The organism is Sulfurimonas sp. SWIR-19 (genome assembly GCF_020410885.1).
GTDB classification, from domain to species: Bacteria; Campylobacterota; Campylobacteria; order Campylobacterales; family Sulfurimonadaceae; genus Sulfurimonas; species Sulfurimonas sediminis.
The window spans coordinates 545145-561620 of the sequence record NZ_CP084578.1 but is presented as its reverse complement, the minus strand read 5'-3'; the positions used below and the strand labels follow the sequence as shown (position 1 = coordinate 561620).

The 16476-nt window shown below is 41.1% G+C and carries 17 protein-coding genes; 16 read left to right on the top strand and 1 reads right to left on the bottom strand.

Features of this window, described 5'->3' with window-relative positions; translation table 11 throughout:
- Window positions 1-89: 89 nt before the first annotated feature.
- Entirely contained in the window at window positions 90-1565 is a 1476-nt protein-coding gene (gene gpmI, locus LCX93_RS02935) for a 2,3-bisphosphoglycerate-independent phosphoglycerate mutase (protein ID WP_226068300.1), read from the bottom strand.
- An 86-nt stretch (window positions 1566-1651) separates the two neighbouring features.
- Between gpmI and mraY the strand changes: the two genes are divergently transcribed.
- The 16 genes from mraY (at window position 1652) to LCX93_RS02855 (ending at window position 16475) form a co-directional block, all read left to right on the top strand.
- Entirely contained in the window at window positions 1652-2713 is a 1062-nt protein-coding gene (gene mraY / locus LCX93_RS02930; RefSeq protein WP_193151315.1) for a phospho-N-acetylmuramoyl-pentapeptide-transferase, read from the top strand.
- 4 nt (window positions 2714-2717) lie between these two features.
- Window positions 2718-3281, top strand: a complete 564-nt coding sequence (gene purN, locus LCX93_RS02925) for a phosphoribosylglycinamide formyltransferase (RefSeq protein WP_226068298.1) — start codon at window positions 2718-2720, stop codon at window positions 3279-3281.
- Window positions 3269-3868: a trimeric intracellular cation channel family protein gene (locus LCX93_RS02920; RefSeq protein ID WP_226068296.1), complete on the top strand. Its 600-nt coding sequence runs from the start codon at window positions 3269-3271 to the stop codon at window positions 3866-3868. The genes purN and LCX93_RS02920 overlap by 13 nt, the downstream gene beginning before the upstream one ends.
- Window positions 3869-3947: 79 nt before the next feature.
- Window positions 3948-6638, top strand: a complete 2691-nt coding sequence (locus LCX93_RS02915; protein WP_226068287.1) for a cation-transporting P-type ATPase — start codon at window positions 3948-3950, stop codon at window positions 6636-6638.
- A 66-nt stretch (window positions 6639-6704) separates the two neighbouring features.
- Window positions 6705-7664: an ATP-binding cassette domain-containing protein gene (locus tag LCX93_RS02910; protein ID WP_226068277.1), complete on the top strand. Its 960-nt coding sequence runs from the start codon at window positions 6705-6707 to the stop codon at window positions 7662-7664.
- Entirely contained in the window at window positions 7657-8937 is a 1281-nt protein-coding gene (locus tag LCX93_RS02905; protein ID WP_226068275.1) for an HlyD family secretion protein, read from the top strand. Before LCX93_RS02910 ends, LCX93_RS02905 begins: the two co-directional genes overlap by 8 nt.
- A complete protein-coding gene (locus LCX93_RS02900; RefSeq protein WP_226068273.1) occupies window positions 8934-10274 on the top strand; it encodes a TolC family protein in 1341 nt (446 codons plus the stop codon). Before LCX93_RS02905 ends, LCX93_RS02900 begins: the two co-directional genes overlap by 4 nt.
- A 44-nt stretch (window positions 10275-10318) precedes the next feature.
- Window positions 10319-10813, top strand: coding sequence for a Na+/H+ antiporter subunit E (locus tag LCX93_RS02895; RefSeq protein WP_226068271.1), 495 nt, complete (start codon window positions 10319-10321; stop codon window positions 10811-10813).
- Window positions 10800-11738: a universal stress protein gene (locus LCX93_RS02890; RefSeq protein ID WP_226068268.1), complete on the top strand. Its 939-nt coding sequence runs from the start codon at window positions 10800-10802 to the stop codon at window positions 11736-11738. The genes LCX93_RS02895 and LCX93_RS02890 overlap by 14 nt, the downstream gene beginning before the upstream one ends.
- A gap of 9 nt (window positions 11739-11747) precedes the next feature.
- A complete protein-coding gene (locus tag LCX93_RS02885; protein WP_226068266.1) occupies window positions 11748-12029 on the top strand; it encodes an MrpF/PhaF family protein in 282 nt (93 codons plus the stop codon).
- Window positions 12022-12315, top strand: coding sequence for a monovalent cation/H(+) antiporter subunit G (gene mnhG, locus LCX93_RS02880; RefSeq protein WP_193151306.1), 294 nt, complete (start codon window positions 12022-12024; stop codon window positions 12313-12315). Before LCX93_RS02885 ends, mnhG begins: the two co-directional genes overlap by 8 nt.
- Window positions 12303-12566 (top strand): Na(+)/H(+) antiporter subunit B, encoded by a 264-nt coding sequence (locus LCX93_RS02875; RefSeq protein WP_226068264.1) that lies wholly within the window; start codon window positions 12303-12305, stop codon window positions 12564-12566. The genes mnhG and LCX93_RS02875 overlap by 13 nt, the downstream gene beginning before the upstream one ends.
- A gap of 18 nt (window positions 12567-12584) precedes the next feature.
- Window positions 12585-13244: a hydrogen gas-evolving membrane-bound hydrogenase subunit E gene (mbhE, locus tag LCX93_RS02870; protein ID WP_226068262.1), complete on the top strand. Its 660-nt coding sequence runs from the start codon at window positions 12585-12587 to the stop codon at window positions 13242-13244.
- Window positions 13241-13549, top strand: coding sequence for an NADH-quinone oxidoreductase subunit K (locus tag LCX93_RS02865; protein WP_226068260.1), 309 nt, complete (start codon window positions 13241-13243; stop codon window positions 13547-13549). The genes mbhE and LCX93_RS02865 overlap by 4 nt, the downstream gene beginning before the upstream one ends.
- Entirely contained in the window at window positions 13549-14985 is a 1437-nt protein-coding gene (locus LCX93_RS02860; RefSeq protein ID WP_226068258.1) for a complex I subunit 5 family protein, read from the top strand. The genes LCX93_RS02865 and LCX93_RS02860 overlap by 1 nt, the downstream gene beginning before the upstream one ends.
- Window positions 14982-16475: a complex I subunit 5 family protein gene (locus LCX93_RS02855; RefSeq protein WP_226068256.1), complete on the top strand. Its 1494-nt coding sequence runs from the start codon at window positions 14982-14984 to the stop codon at window positions 16473-16475. The genes LCX93_RS02860 and LCX93_RS02855 overlap by 4 nt, the downstream gene beginning before the upstream one ends.
- Window position 16476 lies beyond the last annotated feature (1 nt).

Genomic DNA, 16476 nt, shown 5'->3' with positions numbered 1-16476 from the left:
TTTTTTGTAAGACGCAAAGAGCCCGCACTGAAGTACGGGTTCCAAAAAATGGCATCTCCATGGAACCGGTACTTTAGTGCCGGCTATACTTAAACTAAACTCTTATCCATCTCTTTAGGAATTTCTAAATCCATGAGTTTTAAAACCGTCGGGGCTATGTTGTTGAGCCCGCCTGATTTTACTTTTTCTACACCTTGTGCATCCACAAAACACCAGACTTTTCCAACTGTATGGTTTGTCAGTACATTACCCGTTTCATCTTTCATCTCTTCACAGTTACCGTGGTCACTTGTCAGTACAAAGGCATACTCTTTTTCTTTTGCTTTTTCATAAATTTTTCCCAACTCCGCATCCACTGCTTCAACAGCTTTTTTTGCCGCTTCAAAATCACCGGTATGTCCTACCATGTCTCCATTGGCAAAATTAACCACTATAAAGTCATACTCTGCATCCATTGCCTTCAAAACAGCCTCGCCAACTTCTTTTGCACTCATTTGCGGTTGCATGTCATATGTTTTTACGTCAGGAGAAGGAATGAGTACCCGGGTTTCATTTTCATAGGGTTCATCAATGCCGCCGTTTAAGAAAAAAGTGACATGTGCGTATTTTTCTGTTTCTGCCGTATGCAACTGCCGCAGACCTGCATTGGCAATCACTTCTGCAAGCGTATTTTTCGGCACATCTTTTCTAAACATCACAGGATAGGGAAAACTTTTGTCATATTCAGTAATGGTTGCCAGGTTGACATGTTCTACTGACCTTTGAAACTCTGTAAAATTTTCATCGGCTATAGCCGTTACAAGTTCTCTCATTCTGTCACTTCTAAAGTTTATTGTCAGCACACTGTCACCTTCTTGCATACCGTCATACCCTTCAAAAGCCGTCGGTTCTACAAATTCATCTGTTTCACCAAGAGAATAGGAGTGCCCGATATAGGCTTCGGGTGACATATCCGTTTTTGGTTCGGCATTGACTATCGCATCATAAGCCCGTTTGATTCTCTCCCAGCGGTTGTCTCTGTCCATTGCATAAAAACGCCCGGATATGGAAGCAATTTGAACATTTTCATTGAGATGTTTTTTTACCTCTTCAAGGTACTTCTGTGCAGAAGTAGGTGAGACATCTCTTCCATCCGTAATCAAATGAAGAAAAACCGTTTTTGAGTTTTTTGCCGCAATATCAGCCAAGCCCATAAAATGTTCTATATGCGAATGCACACCGCCGTCACTCATCAGTCCGACAAGATGCAGTCTGTCAGATTTTTTAAAGAGTTCCTGTAAAGTTTCGTTTTTTTCCAAAGAACCGTCTTTGAGTGCCAGTGAAATCCTGACCAGATCCTGATACAAAACACGCCCGCTTCCTATACTCATATGTCCGACTTCAGAATTGCCCATCTGACCTTCCGGCAGTCCGACACTCAGACCAAAAGTATCTATAAGCGAGTGAGGCACTTCACTGAAAAGTTTATCATATGTAGGTTTGTTTGCATTATAAAATGCATTGTGCTCTGTTTTTTCACAGTAACCAATGCCGTCTGTTATGACTAAAATTGCTTTTTTACTCAATTTTATTCCTATTAATAATTTTCTTGCGTGATTATACTATAATGTCACTTTTAAATTCTAAACAAGACTCTAATCAGGACAAATATTTGCTATATTTTATACACCAGTTTCTCGATATTAACATTTTAGGTTATATCACTATCCGTGCAGGTATCGCTTTTTTTATTGCCTTAACACTTACATTGTATCTGATGCCAAAATTTATACGTTGGGCCCAAAAAACATCCAGTGTGCAGCCTATTAACGAGTGGGCACCACAAAGACATCAGGAGAAAGTTTCAACGCCGACAATGGGTGGCATTGTCTTTATCGGGGCTACCATCATTGCTACACTCCTAACGGTTCGTCTTGACAATGCCTATGCTTTAGCCGGACTGCTTACCCTTGTGCTTTTTTCATTCATAGGCTTTTGGGATGATTTTGCAAAAATCAAAAAAAATGAAAACCTTGCAGGCTTTAAAGCAAGAACAAAACTGCTGCTTCAAATCATTTCAGCCCTTGCAGTTTCGTGTTTTTTATGTTACTTTGCTGATTTTAACACCGATTTGTATGTGCCTTTTTTAAAAACACCTCTTCTTGATATGGGTGCATTTGCCGTTCTTTTATGGGTTTTGGTCATTATTTCCACTTCCAATGCAGTCAACCTGACAGACGGACTCGACGGTCTGGCAACAGTGCCTTCCATCGTTGCCCTCGCCACTTTCAGTATTATCATCTATATTATAGGCAATGTAAAAATCAGTGCTTATCTTCTCATGCCTCATTTTGAAGTCAGTGAAGTAGCCATTATTGCCAGTGCTCTCATAGGCGCGCTTACAGGGTTTTTATGGTACAACTGCCATCCAGCCGAAGTTTTTATGGGGGACAGCGGTTCTTTGACAATAGGCGCTTTTTTGGGATATCTGGCGATTATCAGTAAAAGTGAGATACTTCTGCTCCTGATTGGTTCTATTTTTGTTATAGAGACACTCTCCGTCATATTACAGGTTGGCAGCTTCAAACTGCGCAAAAAACGGGTCTTTTTGATGGCACCGATTCACCATCATTTTGAAATGAAAAAATGGGCGGAAAACAAAATTATCGTCCGTTTTTGGATTATTGCCATTCTCTCAAATATTTTAGCATTGATTACACTCAAGATCAGGTAAATACATGAAAAATATAGCCATACTTTCATCCCATAACGGCAGCGGTCTTGATGCCATTGTGGAAGCTGTCAATGCTGGAACTTTATCGCTCAACATTGCTTTGGTCATTTCCAACAATACAGATGCAAAAGTTTTGCAAAAAGCAAAAAAATACGGAATTACATGTAAGCTCATCAATGCAAAAACAGACCCGGACCCGGATAAAGCCATTTATGAGCTCCTCAAAGAGTATGCCTGTGAATGTGTGTTTCTCTCGGGCTATATGAAAAAACTTTCTCCTCAGCTGACATCCGGTTTTACAATAATCAATTCACATCCCTCTTTGCTGCCAAAATATGGCGGAGCGGGCATGTATGGGCGCTTTGTGCATGAAGCTGTCATAAAAAACAGAGAAAAAACAAGCGGTGTCACCATTCATGAAGTCAATGAAAATTATGATGAGGGCAAAATCATTTTGCAAAAATCATTGCAGATAGAACCCGGTGAGAGTGTTGATTCTCTTGAGACAAGAGTCAAAAGCCTGGAAAAAGAGGCGATAGTAGAAGGGCTTGCTCTGTGTTTGAAATAGCGGAATACATAGGCATTATCGCTTTTTCCATGAGTGGTTTTTTTGTGGCAACCAGAAACAAACTTGATCTGCTCGGTGTTTTAGTCGCAACTTTTTTAACAGCGCTTGGCGGAGGCATAATGAGAGATGTCACTGTCGCAAAAATTCCTTTTACTTTTTCACACAACTATCCCGCCCTCATTGTCATTTCTGTTTTGCTTCTTTTGATTCTCTTTAAATTTCATCATCGCAACTCCATAGAAAACAGGGCTCTTTTCATTTTAAGTGACTCTATCGGCTTGGTCTCTTTCAGTATATCCGGAGCCCTGATTGCCATACAAAGCGGTTTCAATCTCACAGGCATTGTTGCTATGGCTTTTCTGACCGCAGTGGGAGGAGGTATTGCACGTGATGTGATTATCAATGAGGTGCCTTTTGTATTAAAAACAGGTTTTTACGGTACTGTTTCCATTCTTATCGCTATTATTTTATATGCCCTGCATGTTTTACATGTAACGACATATACAAATATTTCCATTCTCTTTTTTGCCGCACTGACACTGAGACTTATTGCCTACTATGCAAAATGGTCTATTCCCTTACGATAAGTACTTAAACCCCCCACATTTTTCATTAAGCTTAAATAGAGTATTATTTATCTGATTTTAAGATAAAAGAGGGTTAGATATGAAAAAGCACTGGCATACTCTCAACGAACAGGAGATACTGAAAATATTCAGCTCGGATTTAAAAGAGGGGCTTCGGGCAGATGAAGCACAAAACAGATATAAAAAATATGGTCCGAATCTTTTAAGTGTCAAAAAGACAAAATCTGCGCTTATGCGTTTTTTGAGTCAATTCAATCAGGCACTGGTCTATATCCTGCTGGCTGCTATTGTCATAAAAATATATCTGGGTGCCTATGTTGATGCCGGTGTAATTTTCGGTGTTGTTTTGCTTAATGCCATCATAGGCTTTGTTCAAGAGAACAAAGCGCTCAATGCCCTGGCCGCTTTGTCAGAATCTTTGGTTACGATGAGTACTGTTGTGCGTTCGGGGAAAAAGCAGCAGATTGACGCAAAAGAACTTGTCGTCGGCGATATCGTATTGCTGCAGTCCGGAGACAAAGTGCCTGCCGATATGCGGATTCTCGCATCCCGTGAACTGCAGATAGACGAATCTGCGCTTACAGGAGAGTCCCTCCCCGTTTCAAAAACAAACACAACACTGCCGCAGGAAGTTTCTCTTGCAGACAGAACCAATATGCTCTATTCCTCTACTTTTGTGACCTATGGCACGGGAGTGGGTATTGTTGTTGCAACAGGTGATGAGACCGAAATAGGTCATATTTCAAAACTGCTCAATGATGCAACCGTCCTGGACACTCCTTTAACACGAAAAATATCCAAATTCAGCCATCTTTTACTGCTGGTCATTCTCTTTTTGGCTACCGTTACTTTTGCTGTAGGCTTGTGGCACGGGAACTCCTGGGAGGAGTTGTTTATGGCCTCTATCGCATTGAGTGTTGCCATGATTCCGGAGGGTCTGCCTGCTGTCATGACAATCATTCTAGCCATCGGTGTCGCACGCATGGCAAAAAGAAATACCATTATTCGCCATCTGCCTGCGGTAGAAACTCTGGGAAGCACTACAACAATCTGTTCAGACAAAACAGGCACATTGACACGCAATGAAATGACTGTCCAGGAGCTCTACTGCGCAAATGAAAAGTTTGCAGTAACAGGCATTGGGTACGCACCAAACGGAGAGATACGCCAAGAAGAGCAAACCTATGATCCTGCAAAAAACCAGACTCTTTCAGAACTCCTCAAAGCCGGTGTACTCTGTAACGATTCTGTCTTAAAAAAGATTGAAGAGTCATGGAGTATCGAAGGGGATCCTACGGAGGGAGCCTTGTTGGTCTGTGCAAAAAAAGCTGCTCTTGACACAGATGCACTCAGAAGTGATATGCCAAGAGTAGATGCCATCCCTTTCGAATCACAGTATCAATATATGGCGACACTGCATTTTGACAAAGAGACAAACAAACATATCATCTATATCAAAGGTTCTGTAGAGAGCATTACCCAACGATGCAGCACATTTTTGGATACAAATGCCAAGTCTGTTCCTCTCAATAAAAATGAGGTTTTCATGCAGGTTGAGGTTATGGCAGAAAAAGGACTGAGAGTCTTGGCCTTTGCCAGACTCATCATAGACCGGGCAGTAACACTTGAGCATGAAAACATCTCTCAAAATTTGGAATTTTTAGGACTCCAAGGCATGATGGACCCTCCAAGAGAAGAGGCGATAGTTTCAATAAAAGCATGTAAAACAGCGGGTATCAATGTAAAAATGATTACCGGAGACCATGCCTTGACGGCTACCGCAATTGCCCGACAAATGGGACTGATAGACGCTGCAAAAAATAAAAAAAGTGCCGTCATTACAGGAAGCGAGCTCACTCACCTAAAAGACAAAGAGATGCTTGCGTCCTCCAGGAATGCTTCTGTTTTTGCCAGAGTCACACCGGAGCAAAAACTCCGTATTGTCGAAGCATTGCAAAAAAACAATGAAATTATTGCAATGACAGGAGACGGTGTCAATGATGCCCCGGCACTTCGCAGAGCTGACATAGGCATTGCTATGGGAATCACAGGGACAGAAGTGGCCAAAGAAGCTGCGGACATGGTACTGACCGATGACAATTTTGCTTCTATAGAAGCAGCAGTTGAAGAGGGGCGGGCTGTACTGGAAAACATTATAAAGTTTATAGGTTTTATTTTGGCTACAAACCTTGGAGAGGGACTTGTCATCATGGTCGCTATTTTGGCCAATGTTACACTCCCTATTCTTCCTGTTCAGGCATTATGGATCAATATGACAGCTGCGGTTTTTCTTGGACTGGCCCTGGCATTTGAGCCGCAGGAACCCGGCTTGATGCAAAAACCACCGCATGCACCTTCTGCCCCGATATTAAGAAAAGAGATGCTCATTCGTATCTTTCTGGTTGGCATCATGCTGCTTGGAGGTTCTTTCGGCTTGTTTGAATTCTCCCTTACACATGGAGCCAGTCTGGAAGAAGCCCGTACTGTAGCGGTCAATGTTTTTGCAGTAGGAGAGTCTTTTTATCTGCTTGATTCCCGTTCGCTTCGTTTTTCTGCATTTCAACTGGGCCTTTTTAAGAACCCCTGGATTTGGATAGGCATCTTTTGTATGATAGGTGCCTCTGTTGCACTGACATACTTGCCTGTTATGAACAAGATGTTTCATACTGCACCAATCAGTTTGAGCGACTGGCTCAATATATTTGCAGTCGGCGTGCTGATTTATGTTATAGTTAGTGTTGAGAAAATGATTCGACAGCGCAAACGATAATGAATATAAATACTGTTTACTTATTCTCTATATAATTTAAGAATATAAGCATCTAGGCATGAAAAAATGAAAATCAGAACTACCGTTATAAAAGGTATCACAGATATTTTTAAAGAAGATAGAAAAAATATTTTTTATCTTCTGTATTACTCTACCATTGAAGCGATACTGGTATTGTCAATTCCTTTGACAACCTCTTTTATCATAAACAGTATTCTTGCCCATGCAGATATTTCCATTATTGTTCTTGCTATTATAGTTATTATTGTTTTTTTACTTACGACATCTTTGCAGATTATGAAAGAGTATATTATTGAAAAATTTCAGCAAAAAATCTTTTTGACGACAAGTATCAAAGTTGCCCAAATGGCAACAAACTTCAAAAAATCTTCTTATGAGACAAAAAAACTGATAGACAAATATATGAATTATTTTTTTGACATAGGGGCAATTCAAAAGTTTTTTCCGGTTTTGCTCCTTGACGGTTCGGGTTTGATTGTAAAAATCATTGCAAGTTTACTGCTTCTGCTTGCGTTTGATCCTATACTTTTCGGACTGGGATTTTTCTTTTTTGTCTTTTTTGCACTTATTATTGTTGTCCTGGGTATAAACGGGCCGAGGTATGCAATAGAGCGTTCTGATGCAAAACACAGCAGTATCTATTTTATTCAAAACATCCCTTTTGATGAAAGAGTAGACGAAGAGACCTATAAAGAGTTGGATTCCCAACTCTCTGCATATATTGATGCCAGAGTAAAAAGTTTTCGGGTCATTATCAGCCAGCTTTCTCTGACTTTCTTTACAGAAGGTGCTATTTTCAGTGCTTTTTTAATTTTAGGGGGCAATCTTGTCATTACCGGAGTCCTTCCTGTGGGTGAATTTATTGCCGCAGAGATAGTGGTTGTTTCCATGACATCTGCGATAAAAAGTTTTATCAAACAGATAGATTATGTTTATGATATGATTGAAGGCTTTTACAAAGTCGACAAACTTGCAACTTTGCTGGGTGAGCACAAAAATGGATAACTTTGAATTTCGTTCTTTGGAAAAAACACATCTCAATCCTCTTGTGAGAAAAATATGGCTTATCACATCCATTATCATCGGTACCCTGATAGCTATGCTCTTTTTACCCTGGCAGCAAACTGTTCAGGGAGAGGGAATTATACTTGCCAAAGACCCGACGCAGAGAGATTACCCTGTCGTCGCACCTATAAACGGATTTATCAGTAAAATCTATGTAAAAGAGAATCAGTATGTTACCAAAGGTACCAAGCTCCTGACAATGGTTGATTTGGACAAAGAGTATTTGAGCAAATTGCAAAAAATAGAAAAAAGCCTCCAAAACCAGTCAAAAAACACACTCGGTAAAATCACAAACCTGCAGGTAAAAAAAGAGAACCTCCAGGTAGCCTATAAAACTGGAACCACTATCTACACACAGAAATATGAGCAGGCACGCAACAAGCTCAATGCTCTGAAATTTAACAAAACCGCCCTGCAAAAAGCGTATGAGATCAGTAAACTCAATTTTGAAAGAATAGACTCTCTGTATCAGGACGGGATAGAATCAAAAAGAAATTTTGAAATGGCACAAAACAGATATGTTCGTGCACAAAGTGAATTAAAACAGGGGATTTTGGCAATAGAAGTCCAAAAAGAGCAGCTTTCTATCATACAAAATGAAAAAATCAAGTTTGTACGAAACCGAAAAAATCTGATTAAAGGGATAGAAAACAATCTCATCGATGCAAGAAACAGTCTGAAAAATATCGAACAAAAACTGCAAAACAACAAAGTGACAATGGCAAGGTACAGAAGCGGTGATATTTTTGCTCCCAAAAACGGTTATGTCATGAGAATTTTGCAAAATGATAAAAACAAATATATCAAGAAAGGGGAACAGCTTGTACTTTTTTCTCCGCAAACAAAAGAAAAAATCTTAAGAATCAAGGTATCTGATTTCAATATGCCTCTGGTCAAAGAGGGACTTCCTGTCAGAATTATGTTTTACGGCTGGCCGACAATGCAAATATCGGGATGGCCTGCCATTAAATTCGGTACATTCAGTGGTGATATTTACAGAGTGGAAAATACCTCACACGAAAAAGGATTCTTTTATGCGCTTGTCAGTGAAGATACAAAAGAACCTTGGCCAAAGGGAAACAACTTACGCATAGGCACACAGGCGACAGTCCTTGTTCGACTTGCCACAGTCCCTATATGGTACCAGCTCTGGAGACTGATGAATGCGCTGCCTCCAAAAATGGTAACGCCTGCCGGAGCACAGAAAAAATGAGAATAGTCTTTTTGCTTCTTTGCGGTGTTACTTTTTTATATGCACAGGAACTTTTTACCAAACAGACTCTGGAAAACTATTTGACACAGGAAAACCCTTTTATATACAAAACAAAAGCCCGGGAGTATATCTACAGGGAACAAATCAAATATTTTCAGGGCGCCTTTGATACAAAACTTCTCCTCAAATATGACAAAAAACGCTACCCCGTAACAGACGGTGATTTTATGGAGATAAATATACAGACACCTCTGGAAAACGGCATAGAGTTTCTCGGAGGCTACAGAGAAGCTACAGGTCTTCAGGAATATAACAACATAAAAACAGGAGAAAACGGTGAATTTAGGCTGGGTGTGAATCTTCCTGTAAGCGCACTCATTAACGGCATGAACAGTCGCAAACTCAATCTCTACTCGGCAAGGCTCAATACCCAACAGCAGAGTTACCGTTCAAAAGACAATCTGCGGCTTTTGCGTTTTGAAATTTTCAGTGCCTACTATAAAACTCTCTATTCCCAAGCACTTTACAAAACAGAAAAAGAGCTCCTTGAAGTGGCACAAAAAAGAAAAAGCATTATAGAAAAAAGAGTCAAATCAGGTGCTTTGGCTGAGATAACTCTGCTTGAGGCCAACCAGCACATTATCAATAGAGAACAGAGACTCATCACCGCCAAAAACAGTTTTCAAAATGCGCTGGAACTGTTTTTACAATATCTGCCCATTACAAGAGAGGCATTTGAAAGACACTATACCCTGCCACCGCTTCCTGAAGTCATACAAAACAGCTTTACCGAAGAGAGAGCATTTGCACTGGCATTGGAGCATCGTGCAGACTTAAAAGTTTTTTCTTTTGAAACAAAAAGAATGGATATGGAGCAGCAGCATACAAGGCTGCTGAAATATCCAAACTTTAATGTTTCCCTTTATGGTGTGCATGACCTTAAGTACAACAACGGTTTCAAACTCTCTTTTGATATGAGTTTCCCGTTTCAAAGAAGAGCGTATGAAGGCCGTTCAAAAGAAATTTTAAAAAAAATAGAGCAGGTAAACAACAATAGAAATATTAAAGTAATCACAATCAAAACACAAATAGCACAGACTCTTCATTCGCTCAAAAATATTTTTACCAATATTCAAAACTCCAAAAAAGAGGTCACTCTTGTAGAAAAACTGCAACAGGCAGAAACCAAAAAATACCTGCTTGGACTGAGCAACCTTTTCATGGTCAACCAAAGAGAACTGGTCACATTGCAAACGAAAAAAAAGCTTTTAGGGTATATTCTTGAATATCTTCTTTTACAAGAGCAGCTGCGTAAAGAGATAGGAAATACTTTATAATAGCAGCAAAAGAGTGTACAATGTTATAATACAAGGGGGTCAGTATGAAATATATTCTATTGAAAAGAGTGTTTTTATTTCTTGTTATCTGGTTAATTCTGACAGAAGGGAATCCTGCTTCGTTTTGGATTGGCATTCCTGCTGTCTTACTGTCTGCTTGCATCAGCCTTGTGCTTCTTCCCCCTGTTTTTTGGAACTTCACTGCACTGCTGAGGTTTATTCCGTTTTATCTCATCCGCTCTCTTCTTGGAGGCGTGGATGTAATGCTGCGTGTTTTTCATCCCGATCTTCCCATTAATCCTGGTTTGGTAGAGTATAAGTTACACATTCGCAAGCCAATAGAACAGGATATGATCGTCAATGTACTCAACCTGCTTCCGGGTACACTTTCAGTAAACATTAAAAATGATCTGCTGTTGATTCATGTACTGGATATCGGAAAAAATATCAAAAAAGAGCTTGCATTGATTGAAGAGTATATCCATAATATATTTTCTAAAAAAACAGCGACTCAAGGAAGTGTCCATGAAACGATTTAAAAACATACTCTGCATGATTGAAAATGCGCAGGAAAGTCAGAATATTTTGCAACGGGCCTCTAAACTGGCACAGGACAACCAGGCAAACCTCACCGTTGCAAGTGTTCTTCCCTATGCCCAGTCCGGTTTTCCCTTTGCAAAAAAAGAGAAACAAAAAGAGCTTGAAGAGATGACACGCGCTTTTTCAGATCAATGCAATATTGCAATTAAAATATTTTTCGGAACGCCTTATTATGAAATAATTTACAATGTTTTGCAAAATAATTATGATTTGGTTATCAAGATGCCAGAAGATGCAAGCTGGATGCACAGACTGTTTGGAAGCAATGATATGCATCTTTTGCGAAAATGTCCCTGTCCGATCTGGTTTATCAAAAAAGAGAGTTCTCCCTCTTTTAACAATATTCTGGCTGCAGTCGATGTAGGTACCAACAGTGAAACAAAAGAAAATGCGGATGTCCAGGAGAAGCTAAACCATCAGATTCTTCAAATGGCGAGTTCTCTTGCTGTCAGTGAGTTGGCCCAACTGCACATCCTGCATGTATGGGATGCTCCAGAAGCAGCACTTATGCAGGGTGCCTTTGTAAAGATGCCCGATTCTGAGGTTATTGCGTATGTGGAAGAGATGCAAAATGCACATCATACAAAACTAAAAGCACTCCTGCATGATGCAGCACAAAAACAGGTTGGCGATATGCTGGAGTTTTTACAGCCAAATATTCATCTCGTACGAGGCCAGGCAAATAAAATCATTCCCCGGTTCGTTCAAAAACTACAAATTGATTTGATTGTCATGGGTACTGTTGCGCGAACCGGTTTGGCAGGAGTGATTATGGGAAATACGGCGGAAGATATACTCAACCAGATAGACTGTTCTGTTCTTGCAGTCAAACCTCCCGGATTTAGAACTCCGATAACATTATAGGGACATGCAATGATGAATATTCTTTATATAACTCTTGTCATTTTTTTATTTTTAAACCTGATTGCAGGAATATGGCGTCTTGTATATGGTCCGACGAATGAAGACCGTATTTTGGCATCACAGTTATTCGGGACGATTACCGTTATCATACTCCTTCTGCTTGCCCAGATCAATGAAAATGCCGCTTTACGCAATGTGGCCTTGCTCTTTGCCTCACTCGCAGCTGTCACGGCAATAGCCTTTGTTCAAAGCAGCAGTAAAAACAAAGACACCAGGAGTGAAAATGACTGATCTTGTTTCTGTAGTGTTTCTTTTGCTTGGAGCAGTTTTCTTTTTAGCAGGAACAGTCGGTCTTTTGCGACTGCCTGATGTCTACACTCGCCTGCATGCTTTAACCAAGGCGGATAATATTGGTGTTGGTTTCATAGTGACGGCACTCTGTTTTCAGGCAGATTCACTCTTTGCGGCAGGGAAGCTGCTGCTTATCTGGTTTTTGGTTTTTTTGGCAGGAGCAGGTGTCTCCCATTTAATAGCAAAAAATGCCTTTCGTAATGGAATAAAAATATGGAAACGCTGACACTCATGAAATTGGTGCTCGATACTTTGCTTGCAGGTGCCATACTCTTCATTGCCTACAAAACACTTACATGTAAAGACCTGTTTCAGGCCATTGTCTTTTTTATTGTTTTTGGCTTATTGATATCTGTCGCATGGGGACGCTTAGGTGCCTATGATGTGGCTATGGCTGAAGTGGTTATCGGTGCCGGGCTTACGGGAGCTTTGCTGCTGAGTGCTCTGGTCAAACTCAAAAAAATGCATATAGACTAAAACAGGGAGCGTATAGAGATGATCCGTTTTGTTACTCTCATTTTGACACTGCTTCTTTTTACAGGGCTGGCCTACTCAGTTCTCTCTATGTCCCACCCTGCACAAGGGCTTGCCCGGACAGTGCATCTGCAGATACAAAACAGTGGAGTTTCCAATCCTGTGACAGCAGTACTTATGAACTTTCGTGCCTATGATACCCTGCTGGAAATGTCTGTTTTGTTTATCTCTCTTTTGGGTGTTTACTCATTAAGTCATTCAAAAAGAGAAGCAAAATCTCTTTTGCACAGTCCGGTACTCAAAAGGCTGGGAGGCATTCTAGTGCCCATACTGCTCTTGCTCGCTGCCTACCTCTTATGGGTAGGCGCACATGCTCCAGGAGGTGCTTTTCAGGCCGGTTCTGTTATAAGTGCTACTGGGATTTTAATTTTTTTAAGCGAATGGAAGTTTGATTTGTCTGTGAAACATTTCTTTGTGCGCCTTCTTATAGCGATAAGTTTACTTGTTTTTTTTCTGATCTCGGCAGGAACCCTCCTGCTCTCTCATACGCTTCTTGAGTTTTCCCCAACACAGGCTTCTGTTTTTATTTTTCTTCTTGAAGCGGCTGCAACAGTTTCTATAGGCGTCACACTTTTTAATCTCTTTGTTACTGTTTTCTCCCATTCAAAGGAGGAAAGTTGAACACCTTGCTTTTGTATCCGCTTACCGGAATCGGACTTTTTTGTATAGGTTTGTATGCACTCATTTTACAGCCGCATCTTTTACGAAAGCTTCTGGCAATAAATATCATGGGAAGCGGCGTTTTTCTTCTCCTTGTTTCTCTTTCTCTGCCCGGTATATCCGCACAACAGGACCCTGTACCGCAGGCCATGGTCATCACAGGAATAGTAGTTGCCATCTCAGCAACAGCCCTGGCCCTGGTTTTTATGATAAAAATTGCAGCAAAAACAGGCAAAGCAGAACTCTCAAACCTGGAAAAAGAATAATGGAGGTTTTTTTAATTTTATTGCCGATTTTTGGAGGAGTACTCTCTTTTCTTGTACCAAAATTCAACCAGACAGTTGCCATCACAACACTTCTTCTTAGCCTTTTTGTTGTCGTTGGTATTGCTGTAAAACTGCTTGAAGGCGGTGCCTATTATCATCTTGTCGGCGGCTGGGGTGCGCCTTTGGGCATCAACCTCTACATAGATGGTCTGAGCCTTGTTATGCTGGGGCTTACTGCTCTGATTGGTTTGGGAGCAGGTATCTATGCAAAAAAATATTTCACACACAGACAATCTCTTTGGTTTTGGCCGCTATGGCTGTTTTTGATAACCGGGCTCAATGCTCTTTTTTTATCACAGGATATCTTTAATTTTTATGTGACTTTGGAACTTATAGGCCTGGCATCTGCTTCTTTGACTGCTTTGAGCAATACCAAAGAAGCACTCATCGGAGCTATGCGTTATCTATTGGTAACACTTTTGGGTTCGCTTGCTTATCTTTTGGGAGTTGCCCTGCTCTATCATGGTTTTGGGAGTGTCGATATGGCTCTGCTTGCAACAAAAATAAAATCTGTTCCTGTTGCCTGGGCAGCCATGGGTCTCATGAGTGCCGGTTTGCTTTTAAAAAGTGCTCTTTTCCCTTTGCATTTTTGGCTTCCGCCTGCACATGCAAGTGCCCCGGCTCCCATCAGTGCAATTTTGTCGGCACTTATCATTAAAGCTTCCATATATATACAGTTGCGTTTATGGCTATCTCTTTTCCTTCCTCTGAACAGTTTTTATTTTGAAATATTCTTCGCCCTGCTTGGATCTGTGGCTGTTCTGTGGGGCTCTCTTCTGGCACTTGTTCAAACTCGGCTCAAACTGCTCATAGCCTACTCCACAGTAGCCCAGATAGGCTATCTTTTTATTGCTTTTTCTCTTGCTTTGGGAGGGATGTCCATAGCATGGAGTGCACTCATATATCTCATGCTCTCACACGCACTGGCAAAAAGTGCCTTATTCCTTGTAGCGGGAAATCTGTTGCATTTTCACGGGCATGACCGTATCATTGATCTTGATCGCATCGCACAGAGACTTCCTTTAAGCACGGCTGCTTTTGCTTTGGCAGGGGTAAGTATCATCGGCTTACCGCTCAGCGGTGGATTTATAGGCAAATGGTTCCTTCTTGAAGCCTCCCTCAAAAATAACAGCTGGGGAATAACTTTTGTAATTCTTCTTGGCGGATTATTGGCTGCAGGATATATTTTCAAGGTTTTAGGATTTACATTTACAAAAGCCGCTGTAGTACAGAAAACAAAACAGGTTCCTCTCTCTATGGAGCTTGTGCCTTTGTTTTTTGCAGTCATGGCAATTTTACTGGGATTTTTTGCAACACCTCTGCTTGCACTGATACATATCGGCAATCCCTTTGGCATTATCGGAGCAGCTCCATGAGTTTAAACACCTATATACCGCTTTTTGTGGTACTGAGCTCTTTTTTACCTGCGCTTGTAATCTTTAGACTTTCAGAAAAACAGCATACTGTGCGTACACTTTTGAATCTTTGGGGAATTTGCATAACACTTGTCTTAGTCCTATGGATGTTTGTCGGAGTCTATTATGGCCAATCTTATGAAATACGCCTGCCTCTGATTCAAAACCTTGATATCAGCCTGCGTGCCGGACCTTTTGCGCTTTTCTTCACAGGGCTTTCAAGTGTTTTATGGTTTATCACCACTGTCTATGCAATCGGTTACCTTGAGGGTTCAGCACACAGCAGCCGTTTTTTCGGATTTTTCAATCTCTGTATTACCGCTACTATCGGCATAGCCTTATCTGGAAACCTCATCACCTTTTTGCTTTTTTACGAGATTCTGACACTCTCGGCCTATCCTCTTATAATCCATAGAGGTACAGAAGAGTCTCGTCTTGCAGGTGCCACCTATCTTGTATACACCCTCATAGGCGGCGCTTTATTGCTTTTGGGAACAGTATGGCTTTACACCCTGAGCGGCACACTTGAATTTACACCAAAAGGCTTTGTTTCCACACTCACGCAGGAACACTCCTTTGCTCTTGTCTTGATTTTCATCCTTTTGATTGCAGGATTTGGTGTCAAAGCGGCACTCTTTCCTCTTCACGGATGGTTGCCAAAAGCAATGGTAGCACCGGCACCTGTGAGTGCCCTTTTGCACGCTGTAGCCGTAGTCAAGGCAGGAGCATTTGGAATTGTACGCGTTGTATACGAGGTATACGGTCTTGAAACAGCGGCATTTCTTGGTCTGACAACCCCTCTTGCTGTTATAGCTTCGTTCACAATTATATACGGTTCGCTCAGAGCACTTTTTCAGGATAACCTCAAACGAAGACTGGCTTATTCTACAATAAGCCAGGTCTCCTATATTATTCTGGGTATTGCGCTTGTAGGTCCTGTAGCCACTACAGGAGGCGTTATCCATTTAGTCCATCAGGGTGTCATGAAAATCACCCTCTTTTTTGGAGCAGGAAATTTTGCAGAAACACTTGGTGTGCATCATGTCAGTCAGATGAACGGTATCGCAAAGCGTATGCCTTTGACTATGGTCTCTTTCACTGTCGGAGCACTTGGTATGATTGGCATACCTCCCATTGCAGGATTTATTACGAAATGGTATCTTGGGCTCGGTGCCTTGGAGTGTGGACAGGAATGGGTCATATTCATACTTGCTGGAAGCAGTCTTTTAAATGCGGGATACTTTTTGCCTATCCTCTACCGGGCATGGTTTTTGGCACCTCCTGAATCCTGGCCGGATGAACATAATTTTTCAAAGGCAGAAACAAAGCTCAGTCTGTTATGGCCACCGCTCATTACAGCATTTTTTTCTCTTTGTTTTGGTCTCTTTGCCGCCTCACCGTGGAGTCCTTTGGCATGGGTGCATCTCATTACACAGTGGGAGTTCTTTTAAA